This is a genomic window from Enhygromyxa salina, assembly GCF_002994635.1.
Classification (GTDB): domain Bacteria; phylum Myxococcota_A; class Polyangia; order Nannocystales; family Nannocystaceae; genus Plesiocystis; species Plesiocystis salina_B.
Genome location: NZ_PVNL01000135.1, coordinates 30,706 through 52,997 on the forward strand (window position 1 = coordinate 30,706; position 22,292 = coordinate 52,997).

General features: G+C 68.0%; 19 protein-coding genes. 12 read left to right on the top strand and 7 right to left on the bottom strand.

Annotated elements, in window-relative coordinates; genetic code table 11:
- Positions 1–13 precede the first annotated feature (13 nt).
- Both ENSA7_RS34360 and ENSA7_RS44520 read left to right on the top strand, forming a co-directional pair.
- Positions 14–574, top strand: coding sequence for an Lcl C-terminal domain-containing protein (locus tag ENSA7_RS34360; RefSeq protein WP_106093643.1), 561 nt, complete (start codon positions 14–16; stop codon positions 572–574).
- Positions 571–1,107: a hypothetical protein gene (locus ENSA7_RS44520; RefSeq protein ID WP_181234394.1), complete on the top strand. Its 537-nt coding sequence runs from the start codon at positions 571–573 to the stop codon at positions 1,105–1,107. The genes ENSA7_RS34360 and ENSA7_RS44520 overlap by 4 nt, the downstream gene beginning before the upstream one ends.
- A 4-nt stretch (positions 1,108–1,111) precedes the next feature.
- On the opposite strand, the gene ENSA7_RS34370 is transcribed toward ENSA7_RS44520, so the two are convergent.
- Both ENSA7_RS34370 and ENSA7_RS34375 read right to left on the bottom strand, forming a co-directional pair.
- Positions 1,112–3,292 (bottom strand): putative bifunctional diguanylate cyclase/phosphodiesterase, encoded by a 2,181-nt coding sequence (locus tag ENSA7_RS34370; protein ID WP_146158472.1) that lies wholly within the window; start codon positions 3,290–3,292, stop codon positions 1,112–1,114.
- Positions 3,293–3,808: 516 nt separating this feature from the next.
- A complete protein-coding gene (locus tag ENSA7_RS34375) occupies positions 3,809–4,513 on the bottom strand; it encodes a hypothetical protein (protein WP_146158473.1) in 705 nt (234 codons plus the stop codon).
- A gap of 330 nt (positions 4,514–4,843) precedes the next feature.
- On the opposite strand from ENSA7_RS34375, the gene ENSA7_RS34380 reads away from it, so the two are divergent.
- Positions 4,844–5,959 carry an aspartate/ornithine carbamoyltransferase family protein gene (locus ENSA7_RS34380; protein WP_181234395.1) on the top strand — a complete coding sequence of 372 codons (1,116 nt, stop codon included), beginning with the start codon at positions 4,844–4,846 and terminating at the stop codon, positions 5,957–5,959.
- 18 nt (positions 5,960–5,977) lie between these two features.
- On the opposite strand, the gene ENSA7_RS34385 is transcribed toward ENSA7_RS34380, so the two are convergent.
- From ENSA7_RS34385 to ENSA7_RS34400, 4 genes are all read right to left on the bottom strand, one after another.
- Positions 5,978–7,558 carry a DUF4215 domain-containing protein gene (locus ENSA7_RS34385; RefSeq protein ID WP_106093647.1) on the bottom strand — a complete coding sequence of 527 codons (1,581 nt, stop codon included), beginning with the start codon at positions 7,556–7,558 and terminating at the stop codon, positions 5,978–5,980.
- A 104-nt stretch (positions 7,559–7,662) separates the two neighbouring features.
- Entirely contained in the window at positions 7,663–9,543 is a 1,881-nt protein-coding gene (locus ENSA7_RS34390; protein ID WP_181234396.1) for a hypothetical protein, read from the bottom strand.
- Positions 9,489–10,037, bottom strand: a complete 549-nt coding sequence (locus ENSA7_RS34395; protein ID WP_106093649.1) for a hypothetical protein — start codon at positions 10,035–10,037, stop codon at positions 9,489–9,491. The genes ENSA7_RS34390 and ENSA7_RS34395 overlap by 55 nt, the downstream gene beginning before the upstream one ends.
- Before the next feature lie 20 nt (positions 10,038–10,057).
- Positions 10,058–11,164, bottom strand: a complete 1,107-nt coding sequence (locus tag ENSA7_RS34400; RefSeq protein ID WP_106093650.1) for a protein kinase domain-containing protein — start codon at positions 11,162–11,164, stop codon at positions 10,058–10,060.
- Between the two features lie 178 nt (positions 11,165–11,342).
- Here ENSA7_RS34400 and ENSA7_RS34405 point away from each other — a divergent pair, with 178 nt between their 5' ends.
- The 5 genes from ENSA7_RS34405 to ENSA7_RS34425 all read left to right on the top strand — a co-directional run bounded on the left by ENSA7_RS34405 (position 11,343) and on the right by ENSA7_RS34425 (position 16,896).
- Positions 11,343–12,797, top strand: a complete 1,455-nt coding sequence (locus ENSA7_RS34405) for a protoporphyrinogen/coproporphyrinogen oxidase (RefSeq protein WP_181234397.1) — start codon at positions 11,343–11,345, stop codon at positions 12,795–12,797.
- Complete coding sequence (locus ENSA7_RS34410; protein WP_106093652.1) at positions 12,794–13,570, top strand: glycosyltransferase; 777 nt, start codon at positions 12,794–12,796, stop codon at positions 13,568–13,570. Before ENSA7_RS34405 ends, ENSA7_RS34410 begins: the two co-directional genes overlap by 4 nt.
- 14 nt (positions 13,571–13,584) lie before the next feature.
- Positions 13,585–14,502, top strand: coding sequence for a polysaccharide deacetylase family protein (locus ENSA7_RS34415; protein WP_106093653.1), 918 nt, complete (start codon positions 13,585–13,587; stop codon positions 14,500–14,502).
- A gap of 109 nt (positions 14,503–14,611) precedes the next feature.
- Complete coding sequence (locus ENSA7_RS34420; RefSeq protein WP_106093654.1) at positions 14,612–15,943, top strand: NHL repeat-containing protein; 1,332 nt, start codon at positions 14,612–14,614, stop codon at positions 15,941–15,943.
- 77 nt (positions 15,944–16,020) lie between these two features.
- Positions 16,021–16,896 carry an alpha/beta hydrolase gene (locus ENSA7_RS34425; RefSeq protein ID WP_106093655.1) on the top strand — a complete coding sequence of 292 codons (876 nt, stop codon included), beginning with the start codon at positions 16,021–16,023 and terminating at the stop codon, positions 16,894–16,896.
- Positions 16,897–16,933: 37 nt separating this feature from the next.
- Here ENSA7_RS34425 and ENSA7_RS34430 read toward each other — a convergent pair whose 3' ends face one another.
- On the bottom strand, positions 16,934–18,265 hold the full coding sequence (locus tag ENSA7_RS34430) for a hypothetical protein (protein WP_106093656.1): 1,332 nt from the start codon (positions 18,263–18,265) through the stop codon (positions 16,934–16,936).
- Between the two features lie 268 nt (positions 18,266–18,533).
- On the opposite strand from ENSA7_RS34430, the gene ENSA7_RS44525 reads away from it, so the two are divergent.
- The 4 genes from ENSA7_RS44525 to ENSA7_RS34450 are packed head-to-tail and all read left to right on the top strand — an operon-like array spanning position 18,534 to position 21,727.
- A complete protein-coding gene (locus ENSA7_RS44525) occupies positions 18,534–20,360 on the top strand; it encodes a zinc metalloprotease (RefSeq protein WP_106093657.1) in 1,827 nt (608 codons plus the stop codon).
- Positions 20,282–20,758, top strand: a complete 477-nt coding sequence (locus ENSA7_RS34440) for an FG-GAP-like repeat-containing protein (protein WP_181234398.1) — start codon at positions 20,282–20,284, stop codon at positions 20,756–20,758. Before ENSA7_RS44525 ends, ENSA7_RS34440 begins: the two co-directional genes overlap by 79 nt.
- A complete protein-coding gene (locus tag ENSA7_RS34445) occupies positions 20,758–21,138 on the top strand; it encodes a hypothetical protein (RefSeq protein WP_106093659.1) in 381 nt (126 codons plus the stop codon). The genes ENSA7_RS34440 and ENSA7_RS34445 overlap by 1 nt, the downstream gene beginning before the upstream one ends.
- Positions 21,122–21,727: a hypothetical protein gene (locus ENSA7_RS34450; RefSeq protein WP_106093660.1), complete on the top strand. Its 606-nt coding sequence runs from the start codon at positions 21,122–21,124 to the stop codon at positions 21,725–21,727. The genes ENSA7_RS34445 and ENSA7_RS34450 overlap by 17 nt, the downstream gene beginning before the upstream one ends.
- Positions 21,728–22,292: the final 565 nt, after the last annotated feature.

Consider the following 22,292-nt stretch of genomic DNA (forward strand, 5'->3'; position numbering starts at 1 on the left):
TACGCTTCACGCGATGCGTCCACTGCTCGTCAGGGTGTTCAGCGTGTCCGTCATGTCGCTCGTCGTCGTGTGCGGCTGCGACAAGCAGCCAGCCGCGGACAGCGAGGCCAAGCCCAAACCCGCCGCCGATGACCCAAAGGGGGATCCGAAGGTGGATCCCGACGCGGATCCCGGCGCCGATGACAAAGAGGCCAACTTCGCCACGCCAACCGCCGAGCCTCCGCGCGCCCCCGAGGGCACGATCTCGCTGCGGGATCCATGGCTGTACGTCCAGACCTGCGTCGAGCCCAACCCTTGCCCCGAGCTGCTGCAGCCCGCTGGGGACGCCCACTGCCGCGAGTTGCAGCTGGGTGGTCACGTCAACTGGCGGCTGCCCAGCAAGGACGAGGTGCTCCGCTTCAAGGGCGTCGAGGGGCTCGAGACCACCGCGGGCTACCACTGGACCCGCACCCCTTACGAAGACGACATGGCCCAGGCCTGGATCGTCGACCCCGAAGATCCCGAAGGCGCGCCCGCGACCACCATCCCGCGCGACCGCAAGCCGTTTCGGATCCGCTGCGTGAAAGAACCGTGAACCTCAACACCAACAGCGCGCGCTGGTTGCTGGCGGCCTGCGTGGTGGTTGGCGCGTGCGGTGGCGGCGGCGCACAGACCGAAGCCGACGCGACCAGCGACGCCTCACCCACGGAGTCTGGCACCGATCCGTCTGACGGTGGGTTTGGCGACGCCGACGAGTGCGAGAGCAACGAAGACTGCGAGGCGGGGTTCTGCGTCGCCGCATGGGACGGATCGCCGCCACGCGGCCCGGCCGTGTGCGTGGACGCGTGCGTGACCGAGCTGGACCTGCAGCTGTTCTGCATCGCTGACGCGTCGTGCTGCGAGGGCCTCTCGTGCAGCGTCGACGGCCTGTGCGAAGCGCCGTGGTCCGAAGAGGACGGCGACGGCGACGGCGACGGCGATGGCGACGGCGACGGGGATGGCGACGGCGACGGCGACGGCGACGGCGATGGCGACGGGGATGGCGACGGGGATGGCGACGGCGACGGCGACGGCGACGGCGACGGCGATGGCGACGGCGACGGGGATGGCGACGGCGACGGCGGCTAGCTGATCACGGACCCCGCAACAGCGCCCGCACGGCCTCCGCATCGATCGGCCTGCCGAACAGCCAGCCCTGACAGCACAGGCACTCCAGCGCCTGCAGCTGCGCTGCCTGAACGTCGGTCTCGATGCCCTCGGCGATCACCTCGAGCCCGAGGTTGGCCGCGAGGCTGAGGATCGTGCGAACGATGGTCGCGGACGCCGGCGTGCCATCGAGCTCGCTGACGAACGAGCGATCGATCTTGAGCCCGTCGACCGGGAACTTGTGCAGGTACCCGAGTGACGAGTAGCCCGTGCCAAAGTCGTCGATCCACAGCTGAATCCCGCGCGAGCGGATGTCCTGCAGCAAGGTGGTGACCTGCTCGGCACCGTCCATCATCACCGACTCTGTCAGCTCGAGCTTGACGTGCCCGGCCGGCAACCCAGTCTCGGCCAGCGCCGCGTCGATGGTCTCGAGCAGCAGCGGATCGGCGATCTGCTTGGCCGAGAGGTTGACGCTGACGGACAGCTCGAACGGCCCAAACTCCGCGTGCCAGGTCTGCAGCGCGCGGATCGCCTCGCGGATGACCCAGCGACCGAGGGGAATGATCAGGCCAGTGGCCTCGGCGATCGGGATGAAGTCTGCGGGCGAGATCCGCCCCCGCTCGGGGTGCTCCCAGCGCAGCAGCGCCTCGAACCCGATCAGCTCGCTGACTTGATTCTCGCCGACCAGGCGGACCAGCGGCTGATAATGAAGCTGGAACTGATTGGCATCGAGCGCCCGGCGCATGGCCATCTCGAGGGTCAGCATCGTGCGCGACTCGGTGCGCATGCTGGTCTCGTAGGTCTCGTGGCGGTTCTTGCCGTGATCTCGAGCCGAGTCGGTCGCGGCGCTGACGTCGGTGATGACGTCCTCGACCCGCTTGTAGTTTTGCGCGCTCGAGGTCATGCCGATGCTGACGGTCGTGAAGTTGACCGCGCCGTCAACCTCGAACGGCGCCGCCACGACGGCGTGGATCCGGTTGGCCACCGCGGTGGCGGTGTTCGGATCTTCGACGTCTTCGATCAAGATCGCGAACTTGGTCGTCGAGTAGCGGAACAACAGGTCCTCCGGTCGCAGGCAGCCGCGCAGGCGCTGGGCCATGACCGCGACTACCTCGTCGGCCGCTTCGATCCCGTAGCTGTCACGGATCTGCGGGATCCGATCCACGGCGACCATCAAGACGACGAACATGTAGTCGTCGTGGGCGCGGCTGAGCTCGACGGCTCGGGCCCCGCGCTCGAGGAACACGCGGCGATCCGGCAGCTTGGTGACCGTGTCTTTGCGGCTGCGCTCGCGGATCGCCCGCTCGCGCTGACGAAAGGCCGAGGTGTCGGTCATCGAGCCGGCCATGCGCCGGACCCGACCGTCGGCGGTGCGATGCACGACCGCGCGCGACATCACCCAGCGCCACTCGTTGGCGCCGTCTCGGATCCGGTGCTCGTTCTCGTGGATCAGTGACTGCCCGCTGACGTTGGCCTCGAGGTCCGCGCGCAGGCGATCGATGTCCTGCGGGTGCACGCGGGCCAGCCAAGCCTCGAGGGTTGGCGGCACGTCGGCGCTGCGCAGGCCCAGAAGCTCGCGCCAGCGGAGCGAGTAGTAGACCCGCCCGCGCTCGAGGTCCCACTCCCACATCCCGTCGCGCGAGCCTTGGATCGCCAGCGAGAAGCGCTCGCGCAGCTCGAGGTAGCGCTCGTTCTGAGCGTTGTGGTGGCGGGCGTGCGTGAGCGCGGCTTCGAGCAGCGCGCTTGATAACTCGCTGCGCAACAGGCAGTCGAGCGCACCAACTTCACGTGCGCTCTCTCGCAGCGCCGAGCGCTGGCCCGGGTGAGCCGGCACCACCACGATCACTGGGAGCTTGGTGTTTGCGACCGTCCGCCGCATCCACGCGAGGTTGGTGGTGTCGAGCTGGTCGAGCGCGACGAGGATCGCAGCCGGGTTGTCTGCGACGTTCGCCAACTCCGCCGTCAGCTGCTCGAGGGTCTCGGCGCGCGCGGCAACATGGACGCGGACTGGGGGGCGCAGCGCCGCCAGCAAGCCCGCGACCTCGCCACAGATCTCGTCGTCACCGATGACCAACAGGTCAGCCTCGCGATGGATCGTCGGCGGCTCGTCGGACGAGGCGGCGGCGCGTCCGAGAGATCCGCCTCTCGCGCCTGGTTGCGGTGCCACGCCGGGAGTCTATCAGGGCGCGGAGTCGAGGCGCTGCCGGCCTGCAGGCACCGAGTGCGACGAAGTCGCAGAACCCACGCGAACCCACGGGAGTGGGGCTTCCAGGGGCGATCTTCGATACGATCAGCTTACGGATGAGTTCGACCAAAGGAGCCGCCGGGGGATTGGCGCACCGCCGACCCCGGCGGCTGGGTTAGGGATCTCGCTGCTGGCCCCGACGTCACCAAGCCCGACCGGATCGCGGCCGCGGTCGCGCGAGCGATCGCGCTTGGCGGGGGTCGGTCCAGCGACACGGCCATCCAGCCAGCCCGGGCTTGGCGGCAGGGCATACCGCCATGCACGAGCGGACTCGGATCGAGATTCAGCATACGAGGGATTGCGACGGCGCAGAGCGTGCCCGACCGACAGGGGATTCGACACTATTGGCTAATGTCCGCTTGGGCGCGCACATCATGATCGGCCTATTGCCGGTTGCCCTCGTGGCTTTTGAACACGTGCCGCGCTTCCACCATGGCCCTACGCCGACAGCCGGTGCTCCGCGACCGGCATTGGCGGTGGCACGTCGACCTTGATCGGGAGCAGACCCAAAAGCTCCCCGCGGCCGTAGTAGAACGCTTGAAAGTCGCGCTCGCGCATTGCAATCAGGCGCTCGAGCGCCTCGTCGAGATGCGCGGCGGTGAACGGCGTGTAGTCGAACTGGTCGAAGTATTCGGTGATCTCGTCCAGCGCCGCGGTTCCGTCCAGGATCCAGCCCTCCCCGGGGATCCGCCCATGTGGGTGACCAAGCTGCTCGAGCACCCGCGCCCGCAGCAGCGCAGGCTTGAATTTCCCGCGGGCTCCGCGGGCTCCGCGGGCAGAAGTGCGCCGTGACCAACGCGGCAGCGCCCGCGTCTCGGTGGTGCTCGGGACAGCCACCGGCTCCGGGTCGGGATCGCTGGTCGGGCGCTCGACGTAGACGCACAGATCGTCGAGCAGCAGCTCGCGGCCGTAGTGAAACGCCTCGTAGTCGTGCTCGCGCTCGGCCTCGAGATAGGTGATGAAGCTCTCCAGCGCCTGCTCGGGGCGCCCCTCGATCACGCTCTCGTCGACGTACTCGCCGAAGCGGTCATAAATGCGGTCGAGCTCGCGCGAGCGGTGACGGTAGCTCTCGCCGGAGATCTGGGCAGCGGGAGCGCCGAGGCGAGCGAGGACGAGCTGACGGTGGGTCTGGATGTCGGTCATGCTGAGGTTCTCGGCCCCGGCCAGGCCGGTTTGCAGGTTTGTTGCTGCTTCGACGATTTTTTTCGCACCCGCGCCGACGAACCAGTCGCGTGAATGCCGCCGATTCACGCGCCAACTTCACGTGCGCTCTCTCGCAACCCCAAGCGCTGCGCAGGGTGACGCGGCACCACGATCGTCGGGATGTTGGCCACCGTTCGCCGCGTCCACGCGAGGTCGCAGCGCCACGCAAACACACGACAGCGCGGCTTCCTGGCGCGATCTCCGATCCGTTCCCAGCGGCCAAAAATGCCCTACAGTCCGCCCGCCAAACGACGGGGCGAAAGGCGAGACATGTCGATCAGCTACGAAGAATTTCGATCTGCAATCCACGACGGGGCCCGCAGGCGCGCGCTGCTGTTCCGAGATGGCCGCCCCTACTTCGTGCTGCTCAGCCAGCAGTTCAGCCGCGAGGAGCTCGAGGCGATGTGCGACACGGCGACCGCGATCCGTCGGCTCGACCGTCACCGCGATGGGCGTGAGTTCCTGCTCGGGATCTTGCGTGGCCAGCGGGTCATGAATTTGTTCGCCCAGCCCAGCACCCGAACCGCGCAGTCGTTCATCGCAGGGGCCGACAAGCTGGGGGCGACCAGCACGTTGGTGTCGGACATCCAGACCTCGTCGTTCGCCAAGGGTGAGTCGATCGCCGACAGCGTGCGCACGCTGTCGAGCTTCTTCGACGCGATCGTGGTCCGCCACCCCGACGACGAGTTTGCGACCCAGGCCGCCTGGGCCCTGCACGGCTCGGCCCGCCCGGTGCCGGTGATCTCGGCGGGCAGCGGCAAGTCGCAGCACGTGACCCAGGCGCTGCTCGATCTCTACACGCTCAACTACAGCTTTCATGAGCGCGGCGGCGTCGACGGCAAGCACATTGCGATCGTCGGCGACATCGCCCGCAACCGCGCCGCGCGATCGCTGGCGCTGGTCCTGACCAAGTTCAATCCGGCCGCGATCCACTTCATCTCGCCCGGCGACTTCGCGCCCGGCGACGAGCTGACCGACTACCTGCGCCGCCACGAGATCACCGTCGAGATCCACGACGAGCTCGAGCCCTGGCTGCGCGAGCGCGGTCGCGAGGTCGACGCGATCTACATGACCCGCCTGCAAAAAGAGTGGGACGCCGGCGGCGAGGCTGGCCAGCCCAAGCAGCACGCGAACACGAGCGAGCTCGGGGCCGATGACGCCTACGTGCTGCGCTCCGAGTACCGGCTGCTGGTCCGCGAGGACTGCGTGATCATGCACCCGCTGCCGCGCATCAACGAGCTGCCCAACGAGTGGGAGCAGCATCCGGGCTTCGTGGTCTGGCGGCAGGTTCGCAACGGCATGTGGATGCGGGCGGCCCTGTTCGCGACGATCAACGGCGCCGCCGGTGAGATCGTCGCTCGCGCCCAGCGCCTCGGGCTGCTCTAGCGATCGCTCTGAACGGCCCTACCGCACCCAGATGGTCCAGCGCGAGCGGGCGTTGAACTGACTGGTGTTGCAGCAGGTGACCGACGAGTTGACGACGGCAGCCTGCCCGCCGCCACACGACCGACACCACGCGCTGCCTGGGGAGTTCACGTCTCCGTAGCTCGCGTAGCTCGAGTAGGTGGCGGGGAAGTGCATCTCGTTGCCGCCGTTTTGCGACCACGAGCCGTTGCTCGAGGTGTTGGTGGTGTGGGTCCCGTAGTGGCACACGTTGCCCCCGCAGGTGCCCCAGCCGAGCGAGTCTGCGCACTGGAACGCGACGCCATCGCCCAGGGATGGACCCACGAGCTTGGTCACGTTGATCATGTCGGAGGTGGCGTTGCAGGTGCGCGACCAGGTGTTGCCGGCCGGCTTGGGCACGCGGATCGCCGAGTCGTAGTCGCCGATGTTGCAGCCCTGGCAGTCGGCGTTCTCCTTGTCGGCGAACACGAAGTCGGTGGCGTCGGCCCAGAACAGATCGATGTTGAACTGCCAGTTGGTCGCGCGCGCGGCATCGGGGTTGCCGAGCGTGGCGTCGAGATCCGGCTGACCGGTGTTGTCGGAGTCGACCACGCGGTTGAGGATCAAGGTCCAGCCGCCGCCGTCGGTCGTCATGTCGCAGAAGGTCAAGAACGGCTCGGCGCCGCCGGGGCCGTCGGGGTCGAGCAGGTACATGCCGTCGGGTGTGTTGGGCGCCGAGATCTTCAGGGTGTTGCAGGTATATTGGACGTCGAGGGTGCAGTCGTTGGCGCAGCCGTCCTCGTTGTCCATGTTGGCGTCGTCGCACTCCTCCATGCCCTGCCAGTGCACACCGTCGCCACAGAACGCTTCGGTGCAGGCCGCCGTGCAGGCGTCGCCGTCGATGTCGTTGGCGTCATCGCACTCTTCGACGCCCTCCCAGATGAACCCGTCCCCGCACACCGCCTCGACGCAGATGCCGACGCAGCCGTCGTTGTCGAGCTGGTTGCCGTCGTCGCACAGCTCGACCTGATCCTGAATGAAGCCGTCGCCGCAGTAGGCCAGCTGGCAGGTGCCCGGGCAGTCGTCGGTGTCGTCGGCGTTGCCGTCGTCGCACTGCTCACCAGCCTGGATCACCCCGTCTCCGCAGCTGGTCAGCAGGCACTGGTCGTTGCACTCGTCGGTGTTGTCGTCGTTGGCGTCGTCGCAGATCTCGACCGATTCGTGGACGAAGCCGTCTCCGCAGCTCGCTGGCACGCAGCCCGCGACGCAGGCGTCGGTGTTGTCGGTGTTGCCGTCGTCGCACTCCTCGAAGCCGGTGTAGAGGTAGCCGTCGCCGCAAGCCGCGATCTTGCAGTCGGGGGTGCAGTTGCCCGACTCGACGTTGCCGTCCCCGAGATCGCACTCTTCACCGGGCTCGACGATGCTGTTGCCGCAGTCGCCGTCGCCATCGCCGTCGCCGGTGGTTCCGGTCTCGTTGTCCCCGTCGCCGTCACCTTCTTGGGTGGCGGGCAGCTGGAAGGTCGTGGACCCCTCGACCTCGCCGCCCGGACAACCGGTGAGCGTGAGCAGCGTGAGCGGAACGACAACGAAAGCGCGGTTCATGCCTCGACTCTATTGGAGTCGGTCGATCACTGTCCAGCGATGGCCGACGCAGCTCGGATCCGGCCACTGGGCCCGAACGGAGGACATGGCCAGGGCGCGCGGGTTCAGTCCTGGTCCTCGACGAGGTTGCCGAGTTGCATGAGGCGTGCGCGGAGCAAGCGGCGACCGTGCTCGTCGATCGCGTCAAACAATCCCTCGCCAGCGCCGGGCCGCCAGGCCAGGTTTTCGTCGAGCGCGGGCTGACCGAGCGCCGCGCGGGTGAGCTGGTGGAAGCGCTCAAAGGCTTCGATGTCGGGATCACTGTCGTCAACAGCGGCCGCTCGCGCGTCCTCGAACTGCGCGCGCGCACCCTCGAAGCGACCGAGCATGGTGAGCACGACCGACACCTCGAGGTCGGCGCCCACGAGCAACGGATAGCGGCGGGTCTTTGCGACGCGGGCAGGATCGTCGAGGTAGATGAGCGCGAGGTTGGGGGTCACGTACGCGCCCGCGGCGAGGCCGAGGAGCCGCGCGATGACGAGGAACTGAGGGTCGTGGATGCCCAGCTGGTCGGCCGCCGAGCGCATCACCTCGTCCATGAGCTCGCGCAAACCGGGCGACGCGTGGTCCCCCATGACGACCAACTGCATTGCCACGAAACGGCGAGTCATGGGGACTTCCCAACCACTGTTGGTCCCAACCGCGAACAACGCGTCGACCCCTTCGTCGATCGTGGGCGCATCGATTGGACCACGCAGGAGCGCTCGAGCTGCGGCTGAGTTCTCGCCCCACTCATGGTTTGCCCAGCTCTGCGAGCCCGGTGAAAAGTCGAGGTCCCATCGGGCCTTCCAGCGCTCGACGATGTCATGTTGACCCATCCTCGACGCCCACCCGAGCAGCGCCGTTTTCTGCGCGGCGTCGGCACCAACTCGCAGCCAGTGCTCGCATTCGAACCCTGCCCATGCGGCGCGACCCCGCTCAGCCCACGTCTTGCGCGTGCGCTCGAGCGCCGCAAAGATCGCCTGCTCGTGCCGAGACCAAGGCCGCTCAGCCGGGTCGGGATCACTCCGCATGCGTCGCACCAGGTCACGCCGCCACGCGTCGACCACCGCCGAATCATGGAGCGTCCGAAGCTCCGGCCCGATCGCTCGCAGCAACCCCACACGCTCGATCGTCTCTGGGTCCGACTTGACCCGTGCGAACGCGCCGGGCTCGAACTCGGCGATCGCCGCGTCCCACAGGCTCCCGGCCTGCGCGACCGCTTCGTCGAGCTCGAGCTGATCCGAGCAGACCGGAAACCACCCCGGCGCGCCGATCCGCGGGTTGTCGAGCACGTGCTTCCCGGCGTGGCGGGCCTCCGCGATCGCCCACCGCACCCGCCACAGCGAGGTCGCCGTCGCCACCCCTCGCCAAATTACCCCTCGCCGAGGCTCAGCTTGCAACGCCTCGACCAGGCTCGAGTAGCCCTGGGTCGGATCCAACTCCAACCACTCCCCGGCGCTCGGTATCTGCCCCAACGCCAACTCCAACCCCGCCCCCGTCCACGCGACCCCAGGCCACCACCGCAACCCTTGCTCGATCCCGCGCACCGCGAACTCCGGCACGCCCACCGGACAGCGCACGAAGTGAGAAGCCCAGTCGTGCAGGTCCGGCGCATATCGCTTGAACTGGTTCGCCAGCTCGCCCTCCGCCCACATCACCACCCGCAAAGATCGCTGGGCGAACACCGGCCGGTTGAGGTTGAGCGAGTCGAGATGCTCGCGCCGGAGCACGAACAGCACCAAGCTTCCGGGCGCCTGATTCAGCATCAGCGCCGGGTCATCGGTGAACACGAACCCCGGCTCGAGCTCGTCGAGCAGCACCGCTAGCTCACGCAGCCGTGCCCGCTGTGCGTCGCGGACCAAGATGATCACCCCAGCGCGCCCGAGGTGCAGCCAGCGACGCAGCTCGTTCAGCCAGGCTTCGGCAGCTTGGCTTTGAGCAGCAGTGGGTGGGGGAGATACCATTCGCTCTCGTTCGGATACGGGAGGATCAGACACAAGTCGAGCATCTCCTCGACGAGGTCGTTGTTGGGCAGCTCGCTGGGGTCGCGGAGGAGCTCGCGCAGGACGTTCAGGTGGGCCTTGGTCAGGCCAGCCTCCGTCTCCTCGCGCATGCGATCGATCGTCTGATTGACCACCTGCTCGTCGGCCTGCGGCAGGCTGCGATCCCATGCAGGCCCGGCCAGCTCGCGTACCAGCCGGACGAACTCGCGGAGGCGGCCGCCGGAGTAGTACGCGAGCTTGTGCAGGAAGGCCGCCGGGATCAGCTCGCTCGGCAGGTCAGTCGTGCGGCGCCGATAAACCTCGATGCACAGCGTGACCCCTGGGCCGCCAGGCTCCCAGCTCCAAAGATCCTCGCGGTTCACAACTGGCGCGTTGGTCAGGATCTTGGTCGTGAACTTGCGGACGTGCTTGCGCAGTGACCCCCAGTCCTGCTCAGGCGTGTGTGACGCGACCACGGGTCCCGTCTACCCCCGACCTACCGGGGCTTCGACGGCACCCGCGACGCCATGGCTTCGGCGACCATCCGCGACAGCTCCTGCCGCGACTTCTCGGCCGCGCCCGCCTCCGGCGACTGGCTCAGCCGCTGCAGCACCTTGTACGCGTGCGGATAGCGGCGCTCGGGGTCGCGGTCCAGGTTCCGCCGCAGCACCTCCGACAGCTTGGACGACAAGCCCGAGACCCGGCGGCTCGAGTGCGAGATGTCGAACCGGACGATCTCGTCCATGGTCTCGAGCTCGTTGCCGGCGGTGAAGCAGCGCTCGCCCCGAAGGATCTCCCACAGGATCACCGCGAGCGAGAACAGGTCGCTCTTGACGGTGGCCTTGCCGCTGCCGGTCACCCGCTCGGGCGCCTTGTAGGCCACGTGTCCGGCGTCGGCCGAGCTGAACTCGGGCGCCAACCACTTGCTGGTCGCCGAGCCGAAGTCGCCCAGGATCACGTCGCCGTCGAGCGAGAGGTAGACGTTGGCCGGGCACAGATCCCGGTGCAGGACGTCGAGGTCCTCGAAGCCGTCCCCGCTCCCGTCGTCCCCGTCGTCGTCGTCGTCATCGTCGTCACTCGCGGACTTGCCTGGGGACTTACTTGCAGACTTGGCTGCGGGCGGGCCCTCGGGGGCTTGCTCGCCCTCGCCCTCGCCCTCGCCCTCGCCCTCGGGCTCGGTGTCGGTCGAGACCTCGAAGGTGTGGACGTAACGCAGCGCGTCAGCGAGCTGCCCCAAAATATAGACGGCGAGCTCCTTGCTCAGCGGCCGCGGCTCGCCCATGTCGTGTCCGAGCAGCACGCCCAGATCGACCCCCGGGATGTAGTCCATCACGAAGAAGTCGACGCCGGTCCGGGTGCCCGCGGCGCGCAGGCTGGGGATCCCCGGGTGACTGAAGCTGCGCAGCAGGTTGGCCTCGTGGGCGAATTGCGCCTTGAGCACCGAGTACACCTCGCCGTCGCCGGGCATCAGGACCTTGGCCAGGGCGGTGGCCGGCGCGTCCTCCGGGGCGCTGTCGGGGCGCGCGAGAAAACAGCGGGTGATCGAGCTCAGCGTGGGGACGGGCTCGAGCAAGCGATAGCCGCCGAGGCTGTGGAGCTCCATGCGCCGAGTGTGCAGGGCACGGATCCGGCTGTCCAGCGTGGACGCGGCGGCCAGCGAGGGTCGCAACGACGGCCGAGACCGGGGTAGCCGAAGATCCCAAAAACGCCCATGGGGCCCAACTCAGCCGCGCCGCGGGCACTTCGGCACACCGCCGGCTTTGCTGCTACAACCGCCGGGCGTGTCCCCGACGGGCAACTTTTTTGCTGGCTCCAACCGAAGCAATTCCATCAGTTCGGAGCCAGACCGCGCCCCGGTCGTGATCCTGGGCGCGGGGCTGACCGGTCTGTGCGCGGCCTACCACCTCCAGGCTGCCCCGTTCTTGTTGGTCGAGCAGCACAGCCAAGTTGGCGGTCACGCCCGCAGCCATCGCGAGCAAGGGCACACCTTCGACGTCACCGGGCACTGGCTGCACCTGCGAGACGATCGCAGCAAGGCGCTGCTGGCCGAGCTGTTTCCGAGCGAGCCCGGGCAGGGGTCGGCGTGGGTCTCGGTCGAGCGCAAGACCAAGATCCACTCACATGGCGCCGAGCTCGAGTATCCGTTTCAGGCCAACCTCCACGGGCTGCCGCTCGACGTCGTGCAGGAGTGCCTGGTCGCCCTGGTCGAGGCGCGCGAGGCCGCGGCCCGCGGTGAGGCCTGGGCCACGGATCCCCGCAGCTTCGAGGCCTACGCGATCGCCAAGTTTGGCCGCGGCATCGCGCGTCACTTCTTCGTGCCCTACAACACCAAGCTGTGGGGTATGCACCCGGATCGGCTCGCGCCCGAGTGGGTCCGGCGGTTCGTGCCCGAGCCCGACGCGGCCCAGATCATCGCGGGCGCGATCGGGCTGCCGCAGACCGGGCTCGGCTACAACGTCAACTTCATGTACCCGCGGGCGGGGGGCATCGACGCGCTGCCCAACGCCCTGCGCGGTCGCATTCAAGCCCGCGAGCGCGCGGGTGAAGGCCAGCTGCGCACGCAGACCCAGGTCGAGGAGATCGAGCCCAGCACCGGGCGGGTCAAGCTGTCGAGCGCGCCCGACTGGATCGACTACCGGGCGCTGATCTCCAGCATCCCGCTGCCCGAGCTGATCGCGAGGATTCCGGAGGCCCCGCCCGAGGTCCGCGAGGCCGCGGCCGCGCTGCGCTGGGTCCGGTGGCGGTACCTCGACGTCGCGACCACGCGGCCGATCCCCGCCGACTGGCACTGGGTCTATGTGCCCGAGCTGCGGTTCGACTTCTTTCGGGTCGGCGCCTACTCCAACGCCGTCGCGAGCATGGCACCGCCCGACGCCGCGTCGCTGTACGTCGAGCTGAGCGAGCGCGAGCGCGAGCCCGACCTCGCCCAGGTCGCCCAGCAGCTGGTCGAGATCGGCGCGCTCGCCAGCGTGGAGCACATCCGCTTCGCTCGCACCCGCGACGTCGAGTACGCCTACGTGGTGTTCGACGAAGACCACGGCCCCGCGACCGCCACGATCAGCGCCTGGCTCGAGCGGGTCGGCATCCGCTCGTGCGGGCGCTACGGCGCGTGGATCTACAACTCCATGGAAGACAGCATGCTCTCGGGTCTCGCCGCCGCGCAGTGGGCCGACGGCCACACCCGGGCGGCGGCGGCCACAGAAGCGGTCGCGCGCCGCGAAGGCACACGCACATGACAGATCCAAGCGAAGATGGGACCGGGCCCGAGCTCAGCGTCGTGATCCCGATCTACAACGAGGAGTCGATCCTCGAGGCCAGCGTCACGCAGCTGTTCAGCGAGCTCGAGGCCGCCGGGTTGGACTTCGAGGTCGTGCTGGCCGAGAACGGCAGCTCCGACGCGACCGTCTCGATCGCCGAGCAGCTGGCCGAGCGCCACGCGGGCCGGCTGCGGTGGTTCTCGTACCCCGAGCCCAACTACGGCGGAGCCCTGCGCGAGGCGATCTTTCGCGCGCGCGGCAAGTTCGTGATCTGCGAGGAGATCGACCTGTGCAACGTGGACTTCCACCTGCGCGCGCTCGAGCGCTTGCGTGAGGATCGGGCGGATCTGGTGATCGGCAGCAAGGCGATGGCCGGCGCCCACGACAAGCGCCCGCTGGCCCGTCGGACCGCGACCAAGGTCTACAACGGGCTGCTGCGGGTCAGCCTGGGCTTCTCGGGCACCGACACCCACGGGCTCAAGGCCCTGCGCCGGTCCGCCGTCGCTCCAATCGCCGCCCGCTGCATCGTCGACTACGACGTGTTCGCCTCGGAGCTGGTGATCCGCGCCGAGCGCGAGGGCCTGCGCGTGGTCGAGATCCCGGTCGAGATCGAGGAGAAGCGCGCGCCGTCGATCAACCTCGCGCGCCGGGTCCCGCGGGTGCTCGGCAACCTCGGCCGGCTCATGGTCTCGATCCACCTCGGCAAAGATCTCGCGGATCTCGGCCTCGACCCCCGCCGCAAGCGAAGCTGATAGGCTAGAACGACGTGTCGACCATTGTCAGCTTGGATCTCGACGATCTCGCCTGTTACCACGCGATCCACGGGCTCGATGAGCCGGGGCCGGACACCGCATCGCTCGCGCTCGAGCGGTGGTTGCCGCGGTTCCTGGACGTGTTCAAGCAGCTCGATGTCCGCGCGACGATCTTCGTGATCGGCCGCGACCTCGAGCGCGACCTCGCGACCGGCGGGCGCGGGGCCGCGGTGCTGCTGAGGGCCCTCGATGAGGGCCACGAGCTCGCCAACCATTCGTACTCGCACGCCTACGAGCTGCATCGCTGGTCGGCCGCCGAGATCGCGGATGACCTGCGCCGCTGCGACACGCTGCTGCGCGGACTCGGGGCCAGGCCCATGGGGTTCCGCGCGCCCGGCTACACCCACGATCGCACCATGCTGATGCAGGTCAGCGCGCTCGGCTACGCCTACGACAGCTCGCTGCTGCCCTCGCCCACCTACTACCTGGGCAAGCTCGGCGTGCTTGGGCTGCGCCGGCTGCTCGGCCGCCGCTCGGCCTCCCAGACCGACGGCGCGCGCAGCTTCGTGGGCCCGACGACCGTGCACTATCTGCCCGAGCACGGCCTGTGGGAGGTCCCGATCTCGGTCAGCCGCGCGCTGCGGGTGCCGCTGATCGGCACGTTCTTGCTGGGCGACACGGCGCCCATGATGTCGCGGCCGCAGGTCGCGTTGCTGCGCAACGAAGCCGCAAAGACCCGCCATTTGCATCTCGAATTGCACGCGATCGATCTCGCCGATCCCGAGGTCGACGGATTGGACCCGGCGCTGGTGGCCAAGCAGCGCGAGCTCTCGACCCCGCTCGAGCGCCGTCTCGAGCGACTTGGCAAGCTGTTCGAGCAGCGCGGCGTCGGCGTCCCGATCGCCCGCGCGATGGCTCGCCACCTGAGGTGATCAGCTCGAAGTGGCCCGCCCGCGACGCCGCTGCGGACGGGCGCGCGCGTCACGACGACGGTAAATCTATGCGCTGGACGTCGGCATATTCGGCTCCAATGCTCGAGTGATGGATGTCAGGAATTGGCCCGCGCTCGCTGCCGTCGTGGTCGCACTAGGTAGCTTTGCATGTGGTCCCAGGCCGACCGGCGTCGACCACACCGACGACGGGATCGGCTCGGGGATCAGCAGCCTGGGCACCGACGACAACACGTTTGCGACCTCCGACGATGGCTCGATCAGACTCGACCTCGAGCAGTTCGACTCCCCGCTCGGCGGAGACTGCCCCGATGGCACCAACATTGGCGGCCTCGCGGGCGAGACGCTTCACCACATTTGGATCTCCAACTCGCCCGAGGGCACGGTCTCCAAGATCAACACCGAGACCGGGATCGAAGAGGCGCGCTACCTCGCCGGTCCCGACGACGCCGATCCATCACGGACCTCGGTGAACTTGCTCGGTGACGCCGTCGTGGTCGACCGCGCGGGAGGGATCGCCAAGATCGCCGTGATCGAGGAGCGCTGCGTCGACCTCGACGACGACGGCGAGATCGACACGTCGAAGGGCCCCAACGACGTGCTCGCGTGGGGCAGCGACGAGTGCGTGCTGTGGCACGTGCCGCTCCCGAGCGGCGGTTCGGTCCCCAACCAGTTTGGGCCGCGGCCGGTCGCCTGGGAGGGGATCGGTCTCCCCGGTGACTGCACGAAGCCGCGCGTGTGGGTGGGCTGGCGCGACGCCACCACCGGCTTCTTCCGCCGCCTCGACGGTGAGACCGGCGCCGAGCTCGACGCGGTCAGCGTGCCCTGGCCCGGCAACAAGTGGGGGCCCTACGGCGGCGCGACCAACAAGCAGGGCGACTTTTGGGTGCTGGGCTGGCAGTACGGCCCGCTGGTCCGGATCGACAGCGACGATTTGACCACCGACGTCCACGAGATCCCCGAGCCGCCGACCGGGGAGCAGTGGACCTACGGCATGGCGCTGGACGCCGACGGGCACCCCTGGATCGCGGGCGCAAACACGGTCTACCACTTCGACCCGAGCACCGAGGACTGGGACTTCATCGATGTCCCGGGCGCGAGCTTTCGCGGCATGATGATCGACGCGGACGGGCGCGGGTGGCTGGCCAACAATGGCAGCTCGCTGCTCGTCGAGATTGACACGATCACCAGGACCGTCGCGCACCCTGCGATTCCGCTGCCGGGCGCGGTGGTCCCGGTTGGGATCAGCATCGACAGTGAAGGCGCGGTCTGGGTGGTGGATGAGGGGACGAGCACGGCCTTCAAGGTCGACCCAGACACGTATCAAACCTTGCTCACGGTGACCGGGCTCAACTCGCCGTATACCTACTCCGACATGACCGGGGCGGCGCTCGGGTTGGTCAGCTTTCCGCCTACTGGGTGACGCCTAGAGCGTAGGTTCGTGGCGTCTACTGAACTGGACTTGGCAACCATCGCTGCGCGCTGTAGTCAAGCGCGGTCGTGGAGTCCCCGATCGTCACAGCGCTCACTCGTCCTCTCGCCCCGCTCACGCTCGCCGCAACTGTCACGTTCGCGGCCGCGTGCAGTCGACCGCCGCCCCCAACCGCGCCGCTGCTCGGTGAGACCGACATCGTCGTCGGGACGCAGCTGCCGCTCGAGTCCAAGATCCTCGGCGAGACCCGGGCACTCAGCGTCTACCTGCCCCTGGGCTATGCGCAGCGAGACGAACAATTCCCAGTGCTCTACCTGATCGACGGCGGCGTCGAGCAGGACTTCTTGCCGGTCGCGGGCTTCGCCGCGCTCGCCACGTTGTCAGGCCAATACCGCGAGTTCATTGTCGTCGGAATCCAGACCAACGAGCGCAGCTATGAGCTGACGACGCCATCGGAGCATCGCTACGACGTGAAGCTCATCCCCCACAACGGCGGCGCCGATGCGTTTCGCAGCTTCATCACCCAAGAGGTTCAGCCGCTCATCAATGAGCGCTATCGAACGAGCGGTGAGGACACCGTGCTCGGCGAGTCGCTCGCAGGGTTGTTCATCGTCGACACCTTCTTGCGGGCCCCCGAGTCGTTCGACAACTACATCGCCGTGAGCCCCTCGCTGTGGTGGCGTGAGGCGGCGCTGGCGTTGTCAGCGGCCGAGCAGCTTCAGGCCGCGGGCTTCCCCGCCGACCGCTCGCTGTATCTGAGCGCCGCGGACGAAGTGGACATCGGCGAGTCCCTGCGCCCGCTGATCGCGGCCCTCGACGCCCACGCCCCGGATGACCTGACGTGGTGGTTCGAGCCCATGCCCGACGAGCACCACCACACGATCTATCACCCCGCCACGCTTCGGGCGTTGCGCTTGATCTTTGCTGGCGAAACGCCGAGCTAGAGCGCTCGGTGTGGACGCTCGAGCGCCCCCACGACCATCAGCTCGGAGCGCCCACGTAGTAGCTCGTCGAGAGCGGCAGCACCCGCCAGTCGATGCCGGTCTCGGTTCGCGCGTACGTGAGGATCGCCGGGCGACCCTCACGGCCCTCGATGAAGCCCGCGCTCGCCCACCCTTCGGTGCCCGCGAGCTGGCGCGGGATCAGGATGCCGTCGACGCCTGGGCAGATGTCGAGCCAGCCCAGCGCGCTTCGACCTTTGTCGCCGCCGATCGGAATGCGGACCACGAAGTTGGCGATGCCCGGCCGCTCGGGGTCGACGGCGGCACCGTAGATCTCCATGCCCCGGAAGTACTCGAGCGCGCGGCTCCAGGTCGGCGCGCCGGTCCGGTCGAAGCCCACCGCGATGATCTGGTCGTGATCCTGGACAAGGTCGCGCCTCGCCCGGCCGAGCGCGAGGAACCCGATGTCGTCGCCGAGATCGACGATGACCTCGAGCACCTGGTCTGGATCGGCGCCTGCGATCTGGAACCTGCCTTGCTCGACCCGCGCGTCCGTGCCTGCGGGGCCGTCGGCGATCGTGCTCCACCATGACTCGGACACGCCAGCGCCCTGGGCTCGCGTGCCGATCGCGAGGACGTTCCCCCGCACACCGTGGACGCGCGCGCTCGCGTGGATCTGCGTGGCGCCGGAGTTGCTCACGAACGTCTGCCAGCGCACGTCCCCGCGCGGTCCGATTGAGACGACGAGACCCCGGGCGTCGACGTTGCCGACCAGCAGGGCGCGCTGTTCGGGGCCGTGGCCCGCGAGCAGATCGAACATCTGGGTCGGGGCCTCGCTGGCGAGCTCGAGCTCCGTGGTCACGGCGCCCTTCGCATCGAGGGTCCCGAACCATCCCCGCGCGTTGGGCCATGAGCCGACGTCGCCGACGAGCAGCGCGCCGCCTTTGTCGTCACTGATCGCCGCGTGGATCGAGCCGGTCCCGAGCTGGACGCCTGCGCCTTCGCTCACTCGGTCCGCGGTGGACACGAAGCCGACCCAGCGCCGGGTCTGCGCTGGACCATCGATGGACACCGCCTCCCCCACGAGCGCGAAGCCTCGATCGAGCGCCACTGCGGCCCGCGGCGTGAGTTCGTTTGTGCCCTCGGGGAGGATGAAGCTGCCCGCGCGCTCGATCTCCAGCTTCTCGAGGAGCAGGCTGGGGATCGCTGGGGGCCACGTCTCCACGAGCTTCTCGGGCGCAGGAGGTGTCCGCTCGGACGGCTGACTCGCCGCCGCTCGTGTCTGCTTGGTCGGCTCCTTGGTGATCGTCTGTGGCGAGCTCTCGCAGGCGATCGCCAACAGTCCGGGGAGCACGATCGCAGCGTGACGCATCGGCGAACACTAGCAGGCCGCCAACGTCGAGGAGGCCGTGATCGATCAGCTGCGAGGTTTGGAGGGGGCCTCCTGCGAAAACCTCGAACTCTGGGCGAGCATGCAGACGGGTGCTGTGTGCTCAGCCGAGGACTCGAACGAGATTGCCCGAGCGTCGAGGTGCGAAATGAAGCTGGCTGATGAGACACTCACCCTGGCTCTGCTGGCGGTGATCGCTGGTTGCACTCTTTGCGCATGGCCCCTCGATCTTTGTTGCTACGTTGGCGCCATGCGTCGCGGTGGCTGGGTCGTCTTGCTGTGTAGCTGTCTGGGCTGTGGAGACAGCGGGGCCGACGATGGGTCGGGCATGGGCACCGCCGAGACCGGGGCCGAGGAGGGAGGCGGCGCCGATGCTGGGGCGGATCCTGGGCCAGATGGCCCCGGCTGCGACGAGCCGTGGGAGGGCTGGTGGGCGGGCGCCCAAGCCGACGACGACGGGGTGGCGCAGGCGATGCAACTGCTGCCGGAAGCTTCGGCCCAGCGGGGGCGATGGCACGCCGCCGCGGCGATCGATGCTCCCGTCGCTAGCGGCTCGACTCCCGGCGAAGCCGAGCAGCTGCGGGCAACGCTGATCTCCGAGGCCGCCGCGCTGTCGACCGGGCGCAGCCTGGCGGTGTCGTGGTGCCTCGGGAACATCTTTCCGAACCCACAGGGACTCTTCGGGGTGATCGACGAGGAGCACGACGCGATCAACCTCGAGCGCTACACGCTGTTTCGCAAGGAGCTCGAGCGGGCCACCCGGATCTGGGAGCGGCACAGTCGGATGAACTTCGTGCACCTCGTCCCGCTCGATGATCGGCGCAAGCCCAGCGGGGGCGTGTGCGACACGGCGCTCGAGGAGGTGTGGTTTCGGGCCCAGACGCCAGGCTGCGACATCATGTGGCAGGGCAGCACCAACGCCGGGGGCGAGAACGAGTTCGACCCCGAGGTCGGCTCGCCGCAGAATCCTGGCGGCTACGATCGGGTGCTCTGCATCGCCCACCAGTTCCTCGATGCCGCCAAGAAGCAGATCCCCTACCGCGCCGGGCACGAGGCCGGGCACATCCTTGGTCTCGCGCACGAATACGTACGCTGGGATCAGGGCGACAACCCGCCCAACAGCTGCCGCGACAACCACCCCTTCGAGCCGGTCGCACCCGAGCGCCAGCTGACGCCCGAGGATCCGTGGTCGGTGATGGGCTACGACGAGTGTGAAGGGTCCGAGAAGTCCACTGGGATCAGCCCGCACGACATGATGGGCGCTTATTATGCGTTCAATTGGGCGGACCGCCGGGTCCGTGACATGGCCCCGCAAGGTGGCGGGCAGGATCGGCGACTGTGGGCAGGCAACTTGCGACCGGGGTTGCTGTGGTACGCGCCGTTTCCCGATCGCTTGATCGAGTGGCGCTTCGCCGCGCAGCAGCCGGGGCCGCTCGCGTACGACGTGATCGAGCGCTGCATGGGCGGCGCGCCGCCGTGCGCCGTCCATGACTCCAACGGGCACTGGCGGCCGATCATGGGCCAGTTCACGGGCTGGTCCGACGCGCTCGATGTGTTCATGTACAGCCCGGACCAGGCGGACGATGTGTTGCTGCGCAACCGCGCGAACGAGGGGGCGACGACGCGCTGGGGTTCGAGACGATCGACGCGCCCGCGCCCGATCGGGCGATCCCGGTGGTCGGAAACTTCGTCAGTGAAGGTGGCGGGCGCGACCAGCTGCTGTGGTACCGGCCGGGGCTGGCGAGCGATCACCTGTGGGGCTTCGACGCGAGCGGGGGGCACGAGGTGTTGGATGTGGATGTTGATCAGCGTGACTATCGGATCCCGATCGTGGGTCACTTTCGCAGCCGGACGGACACGGCGGACATCATCTGGTTCGAGCCGCGCACGGCGACGGTGGATACGTGGATCTTCAGGCCGATGGTTTCAGTCAAGAAGTCGGGGCCGAAGTCCGTGGCGCCACTCGGTGTCGCTCCCGGTGCCGAGTACCTGCCGATCGTGGGTAACTTTGACGGGGATGGCCGAACGGACTTGTTTTGGTATGCGCCGGGGCCGGCGCCCGACTGGCTGTGGCTAGCAGACGGCAACCTGGCCGAGATCCAGTTCATCAGCTACCTGTTTGCGGTCGATGGCGAGTATCACCCGATCGTTGGCGACTTCGACGGCGACGAGGACGACGACATTCTGTGGTACCGACCCGCGGCCGAGCTCGCTGGTGGACTGAGTTGGATGTGGTACTTCGACGGCCCGGCCGTCGAAGTACGCGCGTTGGAGGTCACTGGCGACTACGTGCCGTACGCCGAGGACTTCGACGGCGATGGCTGCACGGACATCCTCTGGTACGATGCAGTCGCCCCCGACAATCCGAGCCCAGTGTGGCGCTGCGTGCCGGAGGAAAGGACGTTCTCATGCGAGGAACCGCTGCCGACACCCAAGGCCGCGTACCCGGTCGGTCTCAACGCGAGGGGCTACTGATGCGGTGGCCTGCCGCGCTCGTCGTGTCCACTGCGCTCTTGCTCGGCTGTGGCGTCCGCCAGGTCAGCGATGGCGACGGCGATGAAATTCCTGCGGCGACGCCCGAGTGGGCACCCTGCGTCATGGACGATGTCGATTGGCAAAACTGCGACGAGGTCTGCGCCGCCGAAGGTCTGGAGTGTGTGGCGAACGCGTGTCCCGCTGACCCCAAATACTGCAACCCCAAGCCCTGCGACATGGCCACACAGGCGTTCGCCCTCGACGACGAAGCGCTCTGCGCCGATGCGTTGGCCGGCGGCTCCGTCGCCACCACTTGCGAGGCTCCGATCGATTGGCTGTTCTCCAACACCCTGAGGTGCTGCTGTGCCGAACCAGACTGAAACATTCACCAGCTCGCGCGAGGGCTGCTCGCCCGCTCGCGGGCGCCTCGGCGGGCGCGAGCGTGGCACCGCAACCACCATCCTCCTCGCCGCCCTACTCGTGTTCACCCCCGGTTGCGCGACGGAGCCCGTCGACGATCCGGTTGACCAGGCCCGCGAGCCGATCGGCAACGAACTGATCAGCTACTCCGGAACTTGGGCCTACTACACCTGCGCGGCCTCGCATTTTTACCGGGAGGGACGGCAGGTCCAACAGCTCTGCTTCTTCCATGACGGCCGTTTCTCCTTCGAGAACCGCGGCACCCTCACGCCCGAGGCGTCGGTAGCCCTCGACGTCGAGCTGGTAACCGCCGACTTCGACGACCGAACACCCGTCAACTACCTGGGGTTCTGCGGAGCCCCTGACGCGGGGGGGATCGTGACCATGTGGGCGGGCGAGCGCAGCATCGAGTTTGCGCCCTTTTGCCTGTTCGAGGGCATCGTCCCGCTCTACGAAGCGATCACCGCGATCCAAGAAGAGCTCTGGGACTGCGGACAGGCCAAGCCCGACAAGCTCGAGTCGATCCAGCCAGGGTGTCGATTGCTCTGACTTCGACCACGACGGTTGCACCGACATTTTGTGGTTTGCGCCACATCTACCCTCGAGTCCACTTTGGACGGCACGCTGCAATGGGACAAAAACCTTCTCCGTGGCGCGTGTCACTCACCCTGACTCAGTCTACCCGTTGGGGTTTGGGCTGGGCCACGGTCGACCGTAGGCACATCAAGACAGCTACGAAGCACTTCATCCTAGTTTCCGCTCTGGCCCTTTCCACTTGCGGGGGCGATTCTGGCGACGATCAGACCAACTCCGAGATCGCGGCTCAGATCGACCTCTGCGAAGAGGTCTGTCTAAAGCCGTTTGCTTGTGACCCCACACTCGAGCCTGGACCGGGAGTGGACGCCGAGTGCACGAGTCGCTGCACGGACACCGTTGCGGTGGCAGCAGCGGACGCGTGCACTGCTCGGTACCAGGACTTGCTCGAATGTTTGGAACCGGCCTCCTGCGAGGACTTCGAACTCTGGGCGAGCATGCAGGCGGGTGCTGTGTGCTCAGCCGAGGAGCAGGCACTCGAACAAGATTGCCCGAGCGTGGAGGTGCGAGATGAACCTGG